The sequence below is a fragment of the Bradyrhizobium commune genome, assembly GCF_015624505.1.
In the GTDB taxonomy this organism is placed as follows: Bacteria; Pseudomonadota; Alphaproteobacteria; order Rhizobiales; family Xanthobacteraceae; genus Bradyrhizobium; species Bradyrhizobium commune.
Map to the genome: position 1 here is coordinate 188,632 of NZ_CP061379.1, position 17,529 is coordinate 206,160.

Here is a 17,529-nt window from a genome sequence, read left to right on the forward strand (position 1 = left end):
AGGCAGACCATGAAACTGAACGTCGCCGTCCAGATGGACCCCATCGCCCGCATCAACATCAAGGGCGATTCCACCTTCGCGCTGCTCCTGGAGGCGCAGAAGCGCGGCCACGGCCTGTCCTATTACACGCCGGACAAGCTCTCGATGGTCGGCGAGGAGCTGGTCGCGCCGGTGCAGCTTCTGACCGTGCGTGACGAGCCCGGCGATCACTTCACGCTTGGAGAGCCCAAGCGCGAGGCGCTCAATGGCTTTGACGTGGTGCTGCTGCGCCAGGATCCGCCGTTCGATCTCGCCTACATCACCTCGACGCATTTCCTGGAGCGGATCCATCCGAAGACGCTGGTGGTCAATGACCCGGCCTCGGTGCGCAACGCGCCGGAAAAGCTGTTCGTGATGAACTTTCCGCAGCTGATGCCGCCGACCTTGATCTCGCGCGACCTCGACGAGATCAATGCGTTTCGCGACAGGCACGGCGCCGTGGTGATGAAGCCGCTGCACGGCCATGGCGGCGCGGCGGTGTTCCGCGTGATGCCGCAGGACATGAATTTCGGCTCGCTCTACGACATGTTCTCGGTGACCTTCAAGGAGCCCTGGGTGATCCAGCAGTTCATCCCCGAGGTGAAGCACGGCGACAAGCGCATCATCCTGGTCAATGGCGAGTTCGCAGGCGCAGTGAACCGCGTGCCGGCCGCCGACGACCTCCGCTCCAACATGGTCCGCGGCGGCGCTGCGCAGGAGACCGAGCTCACCGCCCGCGAGCGCGAGATCTGCGCGACCGTCGGGCCGGCGCTGCGCGAGCGCGGCCTCTTGTTCGTCGGCATCGACGTCATCAACGGCAATCTCACCGAGATCAACGTGACCTCGCCGACCGGCATCCGCGCGATTGCGCGGCTGGGTGGGCCGGACGTTGCCGCCAAGATCTGGGACGTGATCGAGCAGAAGCGCGCGAAGTAATATTCCGCAATGATTCGTCTGGGAGCCCGCGATCTCTCCGCACGTCGTCCCGGACAAGCGGAGCGCCGATCCGGGACCCATACGCCGCAGCAACAGTTTTGCGACGGGTCGGGGTTACCAGCTGCGCGCCACAACTACTCCCTGTGGTTATGGGTCCCGGCCCCCGTGCGCATTTGCGCACCAGGCCGGGACGACACCATTGATGTTGGCGTTGCTTCCGTCTCATCAGCATACCGCCCCGCCGACCGCTAACCACCCATTCACCATGACGCCCGGCGTCTCATCCGAATGCATGAGCGGACACGCGTAGGTCTACGGGGCCGCAGCCTCGCGGCTAACGCGGCATTCACCATCTGCCCAGAACTCGCACCGTCACAGGCCATCACACTCGGCCTCGCAACACCCCTTATACTTTTACTGCCTACTCATCGACACGGGGGAACCCGCCAGGTGCGGTCCGAGTGCCCCGCGTAAGAGTAGCAGCGTATGAATACCGCACGCATTGTCGTTCTCGTCATCGCGCTGGGCGCCGGCGGCGTCGCCGCCTATCTCGCCAGCGGCTATGACAACAAGCCCGCGCCCGCGCTTCCGGTCGCCGAGAAGCTACCGACGATCGAGGTTCTGGTCGCGAAGAGCGACATCCAGCTCGGCCAGGCGGTCAAGCCCGACGACCTGATATGGCAGGTCTGGCCGGCGGCGACCGCGAGCGGCGCCTTTATCCGCCGTGACAGCAGGCCCGACGCGCAGACCCAGATCGCCGGCTCGATCGCGCGCATGCCCCTGATGCAAGGCGAGCCGATCCGCGAGCAGAAGCTGGTGAAGGCCGACGGCTCCGGCTTCATGGCCGCGATCCTGCCCTCAGGGATGCGCGCCGTCTCCACCGAAATTTCCGCCGAGACCGCCGCCGGCGGCTTCATCCTGCCGAACGACCGCGTCGACGTCGTCCTGACCCGCCGCCTGAAGAATCCCGACACCAATGGCCCGGCCGGCGGCAACGATCTGATCCTGTCCGAGGTCATCCTGCGCAACATCCGCGTGCTCGCGATCGACCAGGCGCCGAAGGAAAAGGACGGCCAGACCACCGTGCTCGGCAAGACCGTCACGCTCGAGCTCAAGCCCGACCAGGTCGCGACACTGTCGGCCTCGCGCCAGGGCGGCACGCTGACGCTCGCGCTGCGGAGCATCGCCGATGCCAACGCGGCCGACGGCTCGCTCGAAGACCAGGGGCTCAAGCGCGCGGACGGCGTCAACGTGATCCGATACGGCGTGCAGGCGCGGCAACTGACGTCACAGAAGTGATGGGGATAGCATGAAGGACGGGGACATTCGGACGGGCCTGCGCATTCGGGGGAAGCGCACGCGCTCGTTCTGGACGGGGGCAATGCTGATGCTGGGGCTGGTCGCAGTCCCTGGCCGGGTCAGTGCCGCGGATGCGCCGGTCGGCGACCAGGCGCCGATGCAGGCACCGGATCTCGGCGTGTCGTCGGTTGCAACCATCGCGCCAGCGAAGACGCGTTTCCTCTCGCTCGGCGTGGGCAAATCCGTCGTCATCGACCTGCCGCGTGAGGTCAAGGACGTGCTGGTGGCCGATCCCAAGATCGCCAATGCCGTGATCCGCTCGGCGCAACGCGCCTATATCATCGGCGGCACGGTCGGCCAGACCAACGTCGTGTTCTTCAGCGCCGACGGCCAGCAGGTCGCCGCCTATGACATCGCGGTGAAGCGCGACCTCAACGGCATGCGCGCCGCGCTGCGCTCGTCGCTGCCGGGTGTGCAGATCGAGGGCGTCGGCGATAGCGTGATGCTGACCGGCTCGGTATCGAGCCCGGTGGAAGCGCAGCAGGCCGGCGACGTCGCCGCAAAGCTCGTCGGCGGCCCGGAGAAGGTCGTCAACAACATCGTCGTGCGCGGCCGCGACCAGGTGATGCTCAAGGTCGTGGTCGGCGAAGTGCGCCGCGACATCGTCAAGCAGCTGGGCGTCGACCTCAGCGCCAGCCTGAACGCCGGCACTGCGGTGGTGAATTTCAACAACTCGAACCCGTTTACAGCCAGCGGCGGACCGCTGGTCAGCAACAACGGGCTCGGCGTTGCCGGCCTCACCAAGGGCGTCGCCACCGTCAGCGCCACGATGCGCGCGATGGAAAGCGCCGGCGTGATGCGGACGCTGGCCGAGCCGAGCCTGACGGCGATCTCCGGTGAATCGGCGACCTTCGTCGCCGGCGGCGAATTTCCAATTCCCGGAGGCTACGCCTGCGATCCGACCACACATGTCTGCACCACCCAGATCACCTACAAGAAGTTCGGCATCTCGCTGAACTTCACCCCCGTCGTGCTCAGCGAGGGCCGGATCAGCCTGCGCGTGATGACCGAGGTCTCGGAGCTGTCGAGCCAGAATGCCATCACGGTGTCGCAGGCGCTGTCCTCGAGCTCGACCAACTCGATCACGATTCCCTCGGTCCAGACCCGCCGCGCCGAGACGACGCTGGAAATTCCCTCGGGTGGCTCGATGGCGATGGCCGGCCTGATCCAGCAGCAGACCAAGCAAGCGATCAACGGCCTGCCCGGCGTCGACCAAGTGCCGATCCTCGGCGCGCTGTTCCGCAGCCAGGACTTCGTCAACAACGAGACCGAGCTGATGGTGATCGTGACGCCCTATGTGGTGCGCGCGGTCGCCCAGAAGGACCTGTCGCGGCCCGATGACGGCTTCGCGCCCTCGTCGGATGCGCAGTCGGCGCTGCTCGGCCGCATGAACCGCCTCTATGGCATCGCCCGCCGCGTCGATCCGATCAACGGCATGCCCGGCGATTTCGGCTTCATCATCGACTGACACGGGCGGACGTTTTGGGGAACGGGGCGAGAAACGGGGCAAGAGGGGACGAGGCGATGACGAAGACGACACAGGATCGGCGTCGCGGCTTGCGCATCGCGCTGGCACTGGCGGGGCTCGCTGTCACGCTGGGCGCGTGCAACACCACCGGCGACGTTGTCACCACCCAGACGGTGCCGATCGACTATCGCATGCGCCACCCGATCGCGGTGCAGGAAGGCAAGCGCTCGATCGTGATCTTCGTCGGCAAGGCTCGTGGCGGCCTCTCGACCGCGCAACATGCGGACGTGATGGGCATCGCCCAGGACTGGGTGCGCGAAGGCACCGGCTCGGTTGTTGTCGATGTTCCCATCGACACTGCCAATTCGCGCGCTGCGGCTGCGACCTATCGCGAAATCCGCGCCGTGCTTGGCGCCGGCGGCGTACCCTCGCGCGCCATCGTCCAGCATCCCTATCGTCCCGAGGATCCCGGCCTGCTGCCGACCATCCGGCTGAGCTATTCCAAGATCGCCGCGGTCGCCGGACCCTGCGGCTTGTGGCCCGAGGACATGGGTCCGTCCATCGTCGATCCCGGCTACAACGAGAACCGGCCCTATTTCAATCTCGGTTGCGCCACCCAGCGCAATCTCGCGGCGATGATCGACAACCCCGCCGACCTCGAGCAGCCGCGCGCCGAAACCCCGGCCTACACCGCACGGCGCGACATCGCCTTCGACCGCTACCGCAAGGGCACGGCGACCACGACCACCTATCCCGAAGCCGAAAAGGCCAAACTCAGCGATACAGGCAAATGACGGGCATTCACGACGAAGAAGCGGACGATCCGCAGCACCCCGACGAGCACATTGCGCCGGTCCCGCGCATCTCGGTGCAGGCGTTTTGCGAGACCGAGCAGACGCTCGCCGCGGTGACCGCGGCGGGGCAGGATCGCCGTCTCGCGAAAGCGCATCTGACCGCGAAGAGCGGCGGCCTGGCTGCGGCAATCGAAGTCTATGACACGATGCCGACGCCGAACGTGATCGTGATCGAATCCGACGGCACGCGCGACATCCTCGAGGGCCTCGACGACCTCGCCGGCGTCTGCGATCCCGGCACCCGCGTGGTCGTGATCGGCAATCCCGGCGACACCGCACCCTATCGCGAGCTGGTCCGCCGCGGCGTCAACGACTACGTGATCGGGCCGGTCGAGACCATCGACGTGGTGCGCTCGATTTGCAGCCTGTTCTCGGCCTCGGAGGCCATCATCACCGGCCGCGTCATCGCGGTGGTCGGCGCCAAGGGCGGCGTCGGTGCCTCCACCGTCGCGCACAACGTGGCCTGGACGATTGCGCGCGACCTCGCGCTCGATTCCGTCGTGATCGATCTCGACCTCGCCTTCGGCACCGCCGGCCTCGACTACAACCAGGATCCGCCGCAGGGCATCGCCAACGCGGTGCTGTCGCAGGACCGGCCGGACACGGCGCTGATGGAGCGCCTGCTCGCCAAATGCACCGAGCGCCTCAGCCTGCTCGCGGCACCCGCGACCCTAGATCGCGTCTATGATTTCGGCGCCGAAGCCTTTGACGCGATCTTCGACACGCTGCGCATGACCACGCCCTGCATCGTGCTCGACGTGCCGCATCAATGGTCGGCCTGGACCAAGCGCGCGCTGGTCAATGCCGACGACATCGTGATCGTGGCCGAGCCCGATCTCGCCAATCTGCGCAACACCAAGAACATGCTGACCGTGCTCAAGGCGGCGCGGCCGAACGACCGGCCGCCGCTCTACTGCATCAACCAGGTCGGCATGCACAAGCGCGCGGAGATCGACGTCAAGTCCTTCGCCAAGACGATGGAGAGCCAGCCGCTCGCGGTGATTCCGTTCGATTCAAAACTGTTCTCGGCCGCGGCCAATAACGGCCAGATGATCGCGGAAATCTCCAAGAGCCACCGCACCACCGAGCTGTTCCAGAACATGGCGAACCGTCTCGCCGGACGCGGCGAGGTGAAGAAGCCGAAGCGTTCGCTGCTCGGGCCGCTGCTGAAGAAGCTGAAGGGCAGGCCGGGACGCGGATCCGCACCGCACCGCAAGGCGTCGTAACATAGCGTTTTCGAGCGAAGTGGATACCGGTTCGCGTCAAGAAAACGCGTCAAAAAAAGAAGGGCGGATTACTTGTCCGCCCGCTACTGCTTCTTCGCCAGCAGCTGCCGCAGCGCCGTGACCTTGGCCGCGGCCTGGTCCGGCGGCAAATCTGCCTTCACGAGGATTTCAGCCTCGGCCTCGCGGCCCTGCAATCCCAGCACGAGCGCGAGATTGGCACGGACCCGCGCATCGTTCTGATTGCGCTGATAGGCGCGGCCGAGCACCTGTTCGGCCTTCGGCAGATTGTTTTGCAGCACATAGGACAGGCCGAGATTAGACAGCACGGTCGGCTCGTCGGGCACGATCTTCAGTGCCGTGGCATAATATTGCTGCGCTTCCTCGTTGCGGCCGAGCTGGTCGAGCGCCGCACCCTGCGCCGACAGGATGCGCCAGTCGGGATCCTCGGGCGTATGCGCGCGGCTCAGCACGTCGAAGGCCTGCTGGAAATTGCCGTTGTCGGCGAGCGCACGGCCGTAGCCGGCAAGCAGCGCCCTGTTGCTGGGATGGGCAAGCACGGCCTGCTCCATCACCGCGACCGCCTGGGCGCGCTGGCCGGTGTCGCGCAGCGCCTTGCCATAGTCGAGCGCGACATTGGGATCGCCGGGCTTGGCGCGATACCGCTCGCGCAGCGCATCCATGTCCGGCTTCGCGTCGGCTTTGGCGGCCGGCTCCGACTTGACGCCGAGCGCGCCGGTCACGTCCTCCAGGCTCGTGGTCTGGCAACCGCCGAGGACGAGCACCAGGAGCGCGGGGAACAGCAATCTTGCCCGGGGGGAGGCAAGGGACGAACGCTTGGACATACTCTGATCACCGCCGGCGGACTGATCAGAGATGCTTTGCCGATTAACGCTAAAGTCCGGTTAAGGAATCGCGCCGCTCGGGACTAGTCGGTGAATTCCGCACCGAATTCGCAGCCGATGCGCCAGCGCAGGCGGCACTGGCGGGAATAATCCGGCGCGAAGATGATGGTGAATTGCGGAGGCACTTCCAGAAACTCCGCCACCACCTTCACACCCCCGTCCGAGATATCCGTGATCGTGCAGTCCCGCGGCAGCGAGCCCGCGCCAAAATGAATCTTGGCGAGCCGCGTGCACACCCGTCGTTCGCTTCTGCGGCGATTTGCAAGCATTTGAATTGTTCACCCGTTAGATCACGGCCCATCCCGCAGCCCTAGGAGTAGCGGACATTCGTTGGAATGTGCTGAGGACAGCCGCTCGCATTCGAGGCGTAGTCGACGCTTAGTGTCTTCGTCCCGTTTACGGGTCGTTAGGGAATCCGGCCCCTCCGCTCTCGTTCCCGTATTGTTCTTGTCAGGGCCGTCGGCGTCTGCTACCCTCGATTGTGCGAGGGGGCAGCATGGTTCAGCGGGTTTCGACAGTCGCCTTTGAGGGGATCGAGGCCCGCGCGGTCGACGTGCAGGTACAGGTCGCGCCAGGCCTGCCGGCCTTTGCCATCGTCGGCCTGCCGGACAAGGCGGTATCGGAGGCGCGGGAGCGGGTGCGCTCGGCGCTGATCGCCTCGGGGCTGGCGCTGCCGGCGCGGCGGATCATCGTCAATCTGGCGCCGGCGGACCTGCCCAAGGAAGGCAGCCATTACGATTTGCCGATCGCGCTCGGGCTGATGGCGGCGATCGGCGCGATCCCGCCGGATGCGCTGACCGGCTTCACCGTGCTTGGCGAGCTCGGCCTCGACGGCTCGATCGCACCTGTCGCCGGCGTTCTTCCCGCCGCGATCGGCGCCAATGTGCGCGAGGAAGGCCTGATCTGCCCGGCGGCCTGCGGCTCGGAAGCAGCCTGGGCCAGCCCGGACATCCAGATCATCGCCGCGCGCTCGCTGATCCAGATCGCCAACCATTTCAAGGGCACGCAAGTGCTGTCGCGGCCAGTGCCGAAGGTGCATGAGGCCGCGGCCTCCCCGCTCGATTTGCGCGACATCAAGGGCCAGGAGAGCGCCAAGCGGGCGCTGGAGATCGCGGCCGCCGGCGGACATCACCTCCTGATGATCGGCGCGCCCGGCGCCGGCAAATCGATGCTGGCGGCGCGACTGCCTTCGATCCTGCCGCCGCTGTCGCCGGGCGAGCTGCTCGAGGTCTCCATGATCGCCTCCGTCGCCGGCGAGATCGAGGGCGGCGCGCTGACGTCGAAGCGACCGTTCCGTTCGCCACATCATTCAGCAAGCATGGCAGCACTGACCGGCGGCGGCGCGCGCGCAAGACCCGGCGAGATCTCGCTGGCGCATCAGGGCGTGTTGTTCCTCGACGAGCTGCCGGAGTTCGACCCGCGCGTGCTGGATTCGCTGCGCCAACCCCTGGAGAACGGCGAGGTCTCGGTCTCCCGCGCCAACCATCGCGTGACCTATCCGGCGCGCTTCATGCTGGTCGCGGCGATGAATCCCTGCCGCTGCGGCAATGCGTTCGAGCCCGGCTATGCCTGCAAGCGCGGTCGCATCGATCGCTGCACCGGCGACTATCAGGCGCGCATCTCCGGCCCGCTGATGGATCGCATCGATCTGCGCATCGAGGTGCCGGCGGTGACCGCGGCCGATCTGATCCTGCCGCCGCCCGCGGAAGGCTCGGCCGAAGTCGCCGCGCGTGTGGCGGCTGCGCGCGACATCCAGCTCGCGCGTTACGCCGATGTCGGCCTGCCGCATGTCCGCACCAATGCCGAGGCGCCGGCCTCCGTGCTGGAAGACATCGCCAAGCCCGATGCGCAGGGCCAAAAGCTGCTGCGCGATGCCGCCGAGACCATGCGGCTGTCGGCGCGCGGCTATCACCGCGTGTTGCGGGTGGCACGCACGCTCGCCGACCTCGACGGCACTGAGAAGATCGGCCGGCTGCATCTCGCCGAGGCGCTGTCCTACCGCGCACTCGCGGAGGATGTACGCCAGCTGGCGTAAGGGCTTCGCGCGTCAACCCGGCGGTAAGGAGTTTCCTTTACCCTCTGCAAACCATAAGGCCCAACAGTTCCCATCTGGGCCCGGCGAGTAGAGTGTCATGTTGCGTTTCAAGATCCTGGCCTCGGTTGTTCCCCTGTTGGCAGCTGCGGTGTTCGCCCGCAGCGAGATCGGATCGGTGTCGCATCCCTGCATCGCCATCGGCGAGACCTCGGTCGAGCTGACATCCCTGTTCTGGACCGCCGGCGTCCAAGTCGCCTTCACCGACGATCCCGCACTGGCCAATGTGCGGGTCCAGATCACCGACGATGCAGACGCGGCCGACTTCGCCGTCGTGGACGACGGTCTCGGTTCGGAACCGGACTCCTGCCAGGCCAATCCGTCGACCCGTCTTGTCACGATTGCCGCGCAGCCGGTGGACGGCGGTCCGGTCATCTACCTCTCCACCGACGGCCCGGCCGACTACCGCGTCTATGTCCGCTCGAAGACGCTCTCGCAGCAAGAGGCCGCAGCCCTGATCGTCGGCGCTCATGGCGGCCACCGCCCGTCCCCTCTCCAGGCCGCCTCGCTCTGAAGCGTTAACACCTCGTCAACCCTGTTTGGAGGCGGCGCCTGCGCCTCAAGCTGTTCGCAAGGTCGGCGAGACATCGTCGCGCGCGGCGGCAGTGGGGTTTCGGACAAGAGTCGGGGTCGGTGCGATGGGTGGGACGTTCCGGATCAAGGTGCGCATGCGCCGCTTCAGGCGCCGCCACCCCAGGATCGCCTTTGCGATCCGCTCGTTCATGATCTTCTCGGCGACGTTCGGCGGCGCCTACGGCTTCGTCTCCGGCAGCCGCTCGGAAAATTCCGGCTACGATCCCAACACCTTTGCGATCGGCGCGAGCTTCCTGTTCGCGCTCGCCTGCCTCGGCCTCGCCACGCTCAGCATGCGGCTGCGCTTCGTCAACAAGCGGCTGCGCACGCTCGCCGCGCACAACGAAGCCCTGATCGACCGCAATTGGGAACTGAAGGAAGCCGAAGAGCGCGCCCGCAGCCTCTTCGAGTCGCAAGGCGATCTCATCGTGCTGCGCGACCATCAGGGCCGCATCACCTTCGCCAACGACGCCTATTGCGCGCTGTCCGGACAGGCGCGCAACGCGCTGGTCGGTACGCGGTTTGACTTCGACGTGCTGGAGCAGGGCGACAGCGCGCGCGAGAGCAACGGCACGCGCATCCACGACCAGCGTATCACCACGCAGCTCGGCGCGCGCTGGATCGCCTGGCGCGAAGGCTTCGTGCGGCTCGATGCCGGCCAGCCCGCCGAATTGCAGAGCGTCGGACGCGACGTCACCGACCGCACCGAGACCGAGCGCGCGCTGGCCGACGCGCGCGACCAGGCCGATGCCGCCAACCGCGCCAAGTCGCGCTTCCTCGCGATGGCCTCGCATGAGATCCGTAACCCCCTGAACGGCATCATCGGCATGGGCGGGCTGCTGCTCGACACCACACTGACGCCGGAGCAGGCGACCTATGCGAAGGCGGTGAAAACCTCCGGCGAAGCGCTGATGGCGCTGATCGAGGAGCTCTTGGACTATTCCAAGATCGAAGCCGGCAAGCTCGATCTCGAGCAGCGCCCCTTTGCGCTCTCGACCCTGATCGAAGAAATCACCGAACTGCTGGCACCTCGCGCACAAGCCAAAAACCTCGAGATCGCGGCTTACGTCGACGAGCGGCTTCCGCTGGAAGTCGTGGGCGACGCGGCACGGCTGCGTCAGGTGCTGCTCAACCTCGCCGGCAACGCCATCAAATTCACCGCGACCGGCGGCGTCGCGCTGATCGTCGAGCCCGGCATCTGGCCGAACGAGATCAGCTTTCTGGTGCGCGACACCGGCATCGGCATCGCGCCCGAAGCGCAGCAACGCATCTTCCGTGAGTTCGAGCAGGCCGACGAGCGCGTCGCCCGCACCTATGGCGGCACCGGGCTTGGCCTCGCCATCAGCGAACGCATCGTCAAGCGCATGGGCGGCCGCATCACGCTTACGAGCGAAGTCGGCAAGGGCTCGACCTTCGAGGTCGCGATTCCGCTGGCGCCGTCGCAAGGGAATGCCGGGCACACGACGTTCCCGAGCCCCGACCTCACCGGCAAGCCGATCCTCCTGATTGTCGAGGGCATCGAGGGCTCGCTGATCGCGCGGCGGCTCGAGCGCTGGGGTGGCCAGACCTGCATGGTTTCGGATGCGGCCGCTGCCGAAGCGCTGCTGCCGGAGCGCGCGTGGCATGCGGTGCTGGTCGACCGCACGCTCGGCGCTGCCATGGCCGACCGCCTCGGGGAGCTCGCTCGCCCACACGCGACGCAGCGGCTGGTGCTGCTGACGTCGGGCTCGCGCCACGAAAACTTCTCGCCGGCCTTCACCGGTTTCCTGATGAAGCCGCTGCGCGCGGCCTCGCTCGCCGCGCGTCTCGCATTGACACCGGAAGTCGCCTCGCCCGATCTCGCGCCGGAGCCGCCGGTGGAAGCCAAGGCACCGGCGGCAAAAGGCCTGTCGATCCTCGTCGCCGAAGACAACGAGATCAACGCGCTCCTGATGCGGTCGCTGCTGACCAAGCTCGGCCACCGTGTCGTCATCGCCGTTCACGGCGAAGCCGCGCTGGAATCCTGGCTCGCCGCCAGCTCTGCCGGCACGCCTTACGATCTGGTTCTGATGGACATCCAGATGCCGCAGCTCGACGGCATCGAGGCCACAAAACGCATCCGCGCGCATGAGTCCGCCACCGGCGGCCACCATACCCCGATCCTGGCACTCACCGCCAACACGCTGGTAGAAGATCGCTACGCCTGTTTCGAGGCGGGCATGAATGGATTCTTGATCAAGCCGCTCGATCGCGACAAGCTCGACGAGGCGCTGGCGGGGCTCGCGGCGGCGCGGCAGCTGGCGGTGTAACGACAAGCGACGGTGCCGTAGGGTGGGTTAGCCCTGCAGATGCGCGAAGCGCATCTGCTCGGCGTAACCCACCTCTTCTGCTTACGCGGAAAGAGAGATGGTGGGTTACGCCTACGGCTAACCCACCCTACAAAGCTACAGCCTTCGCAGCGCCACGCTCTCCACCACGTGATCCGCGCCCTTCTTCAGGATCAGCGTCGCGCGGGGCCGCGTCGGCAGGATGTTGTCCTCGAGATTGGCGAGGTTGGTGCGCTCCCAGATCGCGGTGGCGGTGGCAGTGGCCTCCTCGTCCGAGAGCAGCGCGTAGCGGTTGAAGTAGGATTTTGGATTGGTGAATGCGGTGTCGCGCAGCGCCAGGAAGCGCTTGATATACCAGCGCCGCAGCGCCGCTTCATCCGCGTCGATATAGACCGAGAAGTCGAAGAAGTCGGAAACAACGGGCACCGCCTTGCCGTCGCGCGGCAGCTTGCCGGTCTGCAGGACGTTGACGCCCTCGACGATGAGAATGTCGGGCTGGTCGACCTCGGCCCATTGGTTCGGCACGATGTCGTAGGTCAGATGCGAGTATACCGGCGCACGCACGTGGCGGCGTCCGGACTTGATGTCGGACAGGAAGTTCAGCAGCAGCGGCAGGTCGTAGCTTTCGGGAAAGCCCTTCTTCTGCATGATGCCCTGCCGGTCGAGCACGGCGTTGGGATAGAGAAAACCGTCGGTGGTGATCAGCTCGACCTTCGGCCGCGGCGACCACCGCGCCAGCAGCGCCTGGAGCACACGAGCGGTGGTGGACTTCCCGACCGCGACCGAACCGGCGACGCCGATGATGTAGGGCACCTTGCGATCGCGGATGTCGAGGAACTGGCGTTCCGCATAATACAGGCGCTGCATTGCATCGACATAGATCGAGAGCAGGCGCGACAGCGGAAGATAAATGTCCTCGACTTCCTGCAAGTCGAGGCGATCGTGCAGCGAACGCAGCCGGTCGAACTCGCCCGGCTCCAGCGTCATCGGCGTATCGTCGCGCAGATGCGCCCATTCCTGGCGCGTATAAACGCGGTACGGATTGTACTGCTGCTCGGGTGCGCGGATATCCATGACGCGACCTTCTCCGTTAAGAGCTGGCTAGCTGCTCTTGCGCGACGCTTTCTCTTCCAACCCAGACATGTTCGTGCGCTTGTCGAGCGCCGCTTCCACTTCCTCCAGTTTTACGCCGCGCGCCTTGAGCAGCACAAGGAAGTGATAGAGCAGGTCGGCACTCTCGGCGATCAGATGTGCGCGATCGTTTTCGACTGCGGCGATGACGGTTTCGACGGCTTCCTCACCGAACTTCTTGGCGCAGTGTTCGGCGCCCTTGTCGAGCAGCTTGCGGGTGTAGGACGCCTCGCCACCGGATGCCGCGCGGGCATCGATGGTCTCGGCCAGATCGTGGATCGTGAAACGCGGCATACAAAATACTCAGAAAACGCCCAGGCAAAAAGCCAGTCCCCGCCGGCAGATGTAGCACTTTTATGAACAGGAGTCGTCAGGCATCCATGCGCATGGGCAGCCCGCGCCGGGCCATATGCTCCTTGGCTTCACGGATGGTGAATTCCCCGAAATGGAAGATCGAGGCGGCCAGCACGGCGGTGGCGTGCCCGTCGCGGATACCGTCAACCAGGTGATCGAGATTGCCGACGCCGCCCGAGGCGATCACCGGAACGGGAACGCTGTCGGCGATCGCCCGGGTCAGCGGGATGTCAAAACCCTGCCTGGTGCCGTCGCGGTCCATCGAGGTGAGCAGGATTTCACCCGCACCGAGCGAGACCACTTCCTGGGCATATTCGATCGCGTCGATGCCGGTCGAGTTGCGGCCGCCATGGGTGAAGATCTCCCAGCGGTCGGAGCCGCCCGGGCGCTTGACCCGCTTGGCGTCGATCGCCACCACCACGCACTGCTCGCCGAACTTTTCGGCCGCTTCCTTGACGAACTCGCGCCGCGACACCGCAGCGCTGTTGATCGAGACCTTGTCGGCGCCGGCGCGCAACAGCGTCTTGATGTCGTCCACCTTGCGCACGCCACCGCCGACCGTCACCGGCATGAAGCAGGCCTCCGCCGTGCGCCGGACCACGTCCAGCATGATGCCGCGGTTCTCATGGGTCGCGGTGATGTCGAGGAAGGTCAGCTCGTCGGCGCCGGCCGCGTCATAGGCGATCGCGGCTTCGACGGGGTCGCCGGCATCGCGCAGGTCGACGAAATTGACGCCCTTGACGACGCGGCCGTCCTTGACGTCGAGGCAGGGGATGACGCGCACCTTGAACATTTTGCTCTCCTAGGCGGCGCGGGCGTTGCGGATCAAAGCGAGAGCGGCGGCGGGATCGAGCCGGCCGTCATAGAGCGCACGGCCGGCGATCGCGCCGGCGAGCTTTTTCGCCCGCGGCGTCAGCATCGCGTTGACGTCCTCGATCGAGGCGAGGCCGCCGGAGGCGATCACGGGGATCGAGATGGCGTCAGCCAGCGCAATGGTCGCATCGAGGTTCAGGCCTTTGAGCAAGCCGTCGCGGGCGATGTCGGTAAAGATGATGGCGGCAACGCCGGCATCCTCGAACCGCTGCGCGATCTCCAGCACCGTCACTTGCGAGGTCTCGGCCCAGCCTTCGACCGCGACCTTGCCGTCGCGGGCATCGAGCCCGACCGCGACGCGGCCGGGGAATTTTTTCGCCGCAGCCTTCACCAGCTCGGGATCGCGCACCGCGGCCGTGCCGATGATGACGCGGGTGATGCCCTTGGCGAGCCAGGCTTCGACAGTCGCAAGATCGCGGATGCCGCCGCCAAGCTGCACCGGGATCTTGATGGTCTTCAGCATCGCCTCAACGGCCTGCGCGTTCATCGGCTTGCCGGCAAAGGCGCCGTCGAGGTCGACGACGTGGAGATACTCAAAACCCTGCGTGACAAAGCTCTGCGCCTGCGCGTCAGGATCGAGGTTGAACACGGTTGCGCGCGCCATGTCGCCTTGCTCGAGGCGCACGCATTGGCCGTTCTTGAGGTCGATGGCAGGGAAGAGAATCACGGTTTCCATCGCAAAAAGTTCGAGATCAGGGCCAAGCCAAAACGCTGGCTCTTCTCGGGGTGAAACTGCGTGCCGATTGCGGTGTCCTTGGCGACGATCGCGGTGACGGGCCCGCCGTAATCGGCGCGCGCAAGCACGTCCGCCTCGCTGGCGGGATTGAGGTGATAGGAGTGCACGAAATAAGCGTGCTGACCCTTGGGGCCGAGCGGCAGCTTGTTCAGCACCGGGTGCTCGCGCAGCACCTCGAGCGTATTCCAGCCCATGTGCGGGATCTTCAGGCTCTCGTCGCGCGGCGTGATCTTCTCGACATCGCCGCCGATCCAGTTCAGGCCTTCGGTGATGACGTGCTCCTTGCCGCGGGTCGCCATCAGCTGCATGCCGACGCAGACGCCGAAGAAGGGCCGCGCCTTGACGCGCACCGCCTCGGTGATCGCCTCGACCATGCCGTTGACGGCATCGAGGCCGCGCCGGCAATCGGCGAAGGCGCCGACACCCGGCAGCACCAGACGGTCGGCGCTATAGGCCTGGTCCGGATCGCTGGTGACGAACACCTTTTGCGGGTTCTCCAGGCTGCGCGCGGCACGCTCAAACGCTTTCGCGGCGGAATGCAGGTTGCCGGAACCGTAATCGATGATGGCGACGCTCATCTTGACCCTCCCGGTTCTGGAAACAAACCAATGATGCCACCGGCCGGAATCGGCGGCGGGTTCGAAAATGGCTGGCCCGGCACGTTGCGGGTCGGCGGCGGGCCGCCGCGGTCGACGGCCCATTGATCGTTGACGATGCCGCGCTGGGTCTTGCTCCAGCGCTCGAAGAACCGGTGCTCGGCCGTGTCCTCATCGTCAGCGACGACGACGTCGAGCTGTTTCCACTTGCCGCGCGACAGCGTCCAGCGGCGCAGGCTCGAGGCCTCAAAGCCCATCAGCAGCGCGACGATCATGTTGGCAAAGAAGATCGCGCCGCGGCCGACGCCCAGGCTGTGCAGCCCGGCATCGAATGCAGCCAGGAACACGATCCAGCCGATCAACGCCAGCCACAGCCTGTTCCAGAGCAGCCAGAGCGGACCGAGCAGCATCGCCCAGAGATGAAAGCCGTCGCGCACGAACACGAACTTGTCGGTCGCGCGCAGATCGGCCCCGCCGGGGGTGGGTGCATGAACTGTGTAGACAGGCATTTTCGATGCCCCGTTCTCGAGAATTGAGTCAATGCCGTCCGCAGCGCCATCAGGCGTCGCGAGATGGAGATGTCAGCCGCCGAGCGAGCCCTTGGTGGACGGGATTTCCCCCGCCGCTTTCGGATCGATCGCAACCGCCGTCCGCAGCGCCCGCGCCAGGCCCTTGAAGCAGGACTCGGCGATATGGTGGCTGTTATCGCCATATAGGGTCTCGACGTGCAGAGTCACGCCGGCATTCATGGCGAAGGCCTGGAACCACTCGCGCACCAGCTCGGTGTCGAACTCACCGATCTTGTCGCGGGGGAAGTCGACCTTGAACACCAGGACCGGGCGGCCCGAGATGTCGATGACGACGCGCGACAGCGTCTCGTCCATGGGCATGTGCACGCCGGCATAGCGGGTGATGCCCGCCATGGTACCGAGCGCCTGCTTGACGGCCTGGCCGAGCGCGATGCCCGTGTCTTCGGTGGTATGGTGATGATCAATGTGCAGGTCGCCAACCGCCTTGACCGTGAGGTCGATGCGGGAATGGCGGGCGAGGAGATCGAGCATATGGTCGAAAAAGCCGATGCCGGTCGCGATTTTGGCCACGCCGGTGCCATCGAGGTTCACGGTGACCTCGATGTCGGTTTCCTTGGTCTTGCGCTTGATCGTCGCGGTGCGCATTGGAAAATCGGTTTCCATTCTAGTTTTGAGCCGAAAACGGCGGTCTTTTAACAGCCAAATGACGCCTTCGCTACTGCGGGAACGGCTGGCCGGGGCCTACTTCTGCCTATGGTGAGCGAAATGGGGCCGGAGCGGCCCGTTGTACGCCCGGCCCCAACCGCCTAAATCAGGCCGGACAACGAGGATGATTTATGCAGGATTCCCAGAACAGCCTGCCGGTCTGGCACGGCACCACGATTTTGACGGTCCGCAAGGGCGGCAAGGTGGTGGTCGGTGGCGACGGCCAGGTCTCGATCGGCCAGACCGTGATCAAGTCCAACGCCAAAAAGGTCCGCAAGCTCGGCAAGGGCGACGTGATCGGTGGCTTCGCCGGCGCCACCGCCGATGCCTTCACCTTGTTCGAGCGGCTGGAGAGCAAGCTCGAGCAATACCCGGGGCAGCTCACCCGGGCGGCCGTTGAGCTCGCCAAGGACTGGCGCACCGACCGTTATCTCAGGCGGCTGGAGGCCATGATGATCGTGGCCGACAAGGACGTCTCCCTGGTGCTGACAGGCACCGGCGACGTGCTCGAGCCCGAGGCGGGCGTGATGGCGATCGGCTCCGGCGGCAATTACGCGCTGGCCGCGGCCCGCGCCCTGATCGACACCGACAAGGACGCCGAGACCATCGTCCGCCGCTCGCTCGACATCGCCGCCGACATCTGCGTCTACACCAACCGCAACGTCACCATCGAAGCACTGTCGGCCGGCTAAAGGATCCATCCGTGGATGAACAGCGCAGCTCCGGGCTCGTTCTAACCTCTCCCGCTTGCGGGAGAGGTCGGCGCGTAGCGCCGGGTGGGGGCTCTCACCTCTTGGGGGTTCTTGCCAGCGGAGGCACCCTCTCCCCGACCCTCTCCCGCAAGCGGGAGAGGGAGAGCACCGCCGCTCT

At 65.9% G+C, this 17,529-nt stretch carries 18 protein-coding genes; 9 read left to right on the top strand and 9 right to left on the bottom strand.

The features are described from left to right. The first annotated feature begins 9 nt into the window (after nucleotides 1–9). The 5 genes from gshB to IC761_RS00885 all read left to right on the top strand — a co-directional run bounded on the left by gshB (nucleotide 10) and on the right by IC761_RS00885 (nucleotide 5,861). Complete coding sequence (gene gshB, locus IC761_RS00865) at nucleotides 10–954, top strand: glutathione synthase (RefSeq protein ID WP_195801445.1); 945 nt, start codon at nucleotides 10–12, stop codon at nucleotides 952–954. A gap of 486 nt (nucleotides 955–1,440) precedes the next feature. After that, a complete protein-coding gene (cpaB, locus tag IC761_RS00870; protein ID WP_195801446.1) occupies nucleotides 1,441–2,253 on the top strand; it encodes a Flp pilus assembly protein CpaB in 813 nt (270 codons plus the stop codon). A 10-nt stretch (nucleotides 2,254–2,263) separates the two neighbouring features. After that, a complete protein-coding gene (locus tag IC761_RS00875; RefSeq protein WP_195801447.1) occupies nucleotides 2,264–3,781 on the top strand; it encodes a type II and III secretion system protein family protein in 1,518 nt (505 codons plus the stop codon). A 56-nt stretch (nucleotides 3,782–3,837) separates the two neighbouring features. Continuing rightward, a complete protein-coding gene (locus IC761_RS00880) occupies nucleotides 3,838–4,575 on the top strand; it encodes a CpaD family pilus assembly protein (RefSeq protein WP_195801448.1) in 738 nt (245 codons plus the stop codon). Next, nucleotides 4,572–5,861, top strand: coding sequence for a CpaE/TadZ family protein (locus IC761_RS00885; protein WP_195801449.1), 1,290 nt, complete (start codon nucleotides 4,572–4,574; stop codon nucleotides 5,859–5,861). Before IC761_RS00880 ends, IC761_RS00885 begins: the two co-directional genes overlap by 4 nt. Nucleotides 5,862–5,944: 83 nt before the next feature. On the opposite strand, the gene IC761_RS00890 is transcribed toward IC761_RS00885, so the two are convergent. Further along, the gene (locus IC761_RS00890; protein ID WP_195801450.1) at nucleotides 5,945–6,703 is read right to left on the bottom strand and encodes a tetratricopeptide repeat protein; all 759 of its coding nucleotides are present in this window, start codon (nucleotides 6,701–6,703) and stop codon (nucleotides 5,945–5,947) included. A gap of 83 nt (nucleotides 6,704–6,786) precedes the next feature. After that, nucleotides 6,787–7,032 (bottom strand): PilZ domain-containing protein, encoded by a 246-nt coding sequence (locus IC761_RS00895; RefSeq protein ID WP_027534981.1) that lies wholly within the window; start codon nucleotides 7,030–7,032, stop codon nucleotides 6,787–6,789. A 227-nt stretch (nucleotides 7,033–7,259) separates the two neighbouring features. Here IC761_RS00895 and IC761_RS00900 point away from each other — a divergent pair, with 227 nt between their 5' ends. From IC761_RS00900 to IC761_RS00910, 3 genes are all read left to right on the top strand, one after another. Next, complete coding sequence (locus IC761_RS00900; protein WP_195801451.1) at nucleotides 7,260–8,798, top strand: YifB family Mg chelatase-like AAA ATPase; 1,539 nt, start codon at nucleotides 7,260–7,262, stop codon at nucleotides 8,796–8,798. Between the two features lie 97 nt (nucleotides 8,799–8,895). Next, on the top strand, nucleotides 8,896–9,369 hold the full coding sequence (locus IC761_RS00905; protein WP_195801452.1) for a hypothetical protein: 474 nt from the start codon (nucleotides 8,896–8,898) through the stop codon (nucleotides 9,367–9,369). Nucleotides 9,370–9,493: 124 nt separating this feature from the next. Further along, on the top strand, nucleotides 9,494–11,716 hold the full coding sequence (locus tag IC761_RS00910; RefSeq protein ID WP_195801453.1) for an ATP-binding protein: 2,223 nt from the start codon (nucleotides 9,494–9,496) through the stop codon (nucleotides 11,714–11,716). Between the two features lie 135 nt (nucleotides 11,717–11,851). Here the strand turns inward: IC761_RS00910 and coaA are convergent, their stop codons facing one another. The 7 genes from coaA to hisB form a co-directional block, all read right to left on the bottom strand. Further along, nucleotides 11,852–12,808 carry a type I pantothenate kinase gene (gene coaA, locus IC761_RS00915; protein WP_195801454.1) on the bottom strand — a complete coding sequence of 319 codons (957 nt, stop codon included), beginning with the start codon at nucleotides 12,806–12,808 and terminating at the stop codon, nucleotides 11,852–11,854. Nucleotides 12,809–12,835: 27 nt separating this feature from the next. After that, the gene (locus tag IC761_RS00920; RefSeq protein ID WP_195801455.1) at nucleotides 12,836–13,159 is read right to left on the bottom strand and encodes a phosphoribosyl-ATP diphosphatase; all 324 of its coding nucleotides are present in this window, start codon (nucleotides 13,157–13,159) and stop codon (nucleotides 12,836–12,838) included. A gap of 76 nt (nucleotides 13,160–13,235) precedes the next feature. Next, nucleotides 13,236–14,012, bottom strand: a complete 777-nt coding sequence (gene hisF, locus IC761_RS00925) for an imidazole glycerol phosphate synthase subunit HisF (RefSeq protein ID WP_195801456.1) — start codon at nucleotides 14,010–14,012, stop codon at nucleotides 13,236–13,238. Nucleotides 14,013–14,021: 9 nt separating this feature from the next. Next, the gene (hisA, locus tag IC761_RS00930; RefSeq protein ID WP_195801457.1) at nucleotides 14,022–14,759 is read right to left on the bottom strand and encodes a 1-(5-phosphoribosyl)-5-[(5-phosphoribosylamino)methylideneamino]imidazole-4-carboxamide isomerase; all 738 of its coding nucleotides are present in this window, start codon (nucleotides 14,757–14,759) and stop codon (nucleotides 14,022–14,024) included. Continuing rightward, nucleotides 14,756–15,406, bottom strand: coding sequence for an imidazole glycerol phosphate synthase subunit HisH (gene hisH, locus IC761_RS00935; RefSeq protein WP_195801458.1), 651 nt, complete (start codon nucleotides 15,404–15,406; stop codon nucleotides 14,756–14,758). Before hisH ends, hisA begins: the two co-directional genes overlap by 4 nt. Next, nucleotides 15,403–15,933: a DUF2628 domain-containing protein gene (locus IC761_RS00940; protein ID WP_195801459.1), complete on the bottom strand. Its 531-nt coding sequence runs from the start codon at nucleotides 15,931–15,933 to the stop codon at nucleotides 15,403–15,405. The genes hisH and IC761_RS00940 overlap by 4 nt, the downstream gene beginning before the upstream one ends. A gap of 72 nt (nucleotides 15,934–16,005) precedes the next feature. Continuing rightward, nucleotides 16,006–16,599, bottom strand: coding sequence for an imidazoleglycerol-phosphate dehydratase HisB (gene hisB / locus IC761_RS00945; RefSeq protein ID WP_195801460.1), 594 nt, complete (start codon nucleotides 16,597–16,599; stop codon nucleotides 16,006–16,008). Nucleotides 16,600–16,790: 191 nt separating this feature from the next. Between hisB and hslV the strand changes: the two genes are divergently transcribed. Further along, entirely contained in the window at nucleotides 16,791–17,351 is a 561-nt protein-coding gene (gene hslV / locus IC761_RS00950; RefSeq protein ID WP_195801461.1) for an ATP-dependent protease subunit HslV, read from the top strand. Nucleotides 17,352–17,529 lie beyond the last annotated feature (178 nt).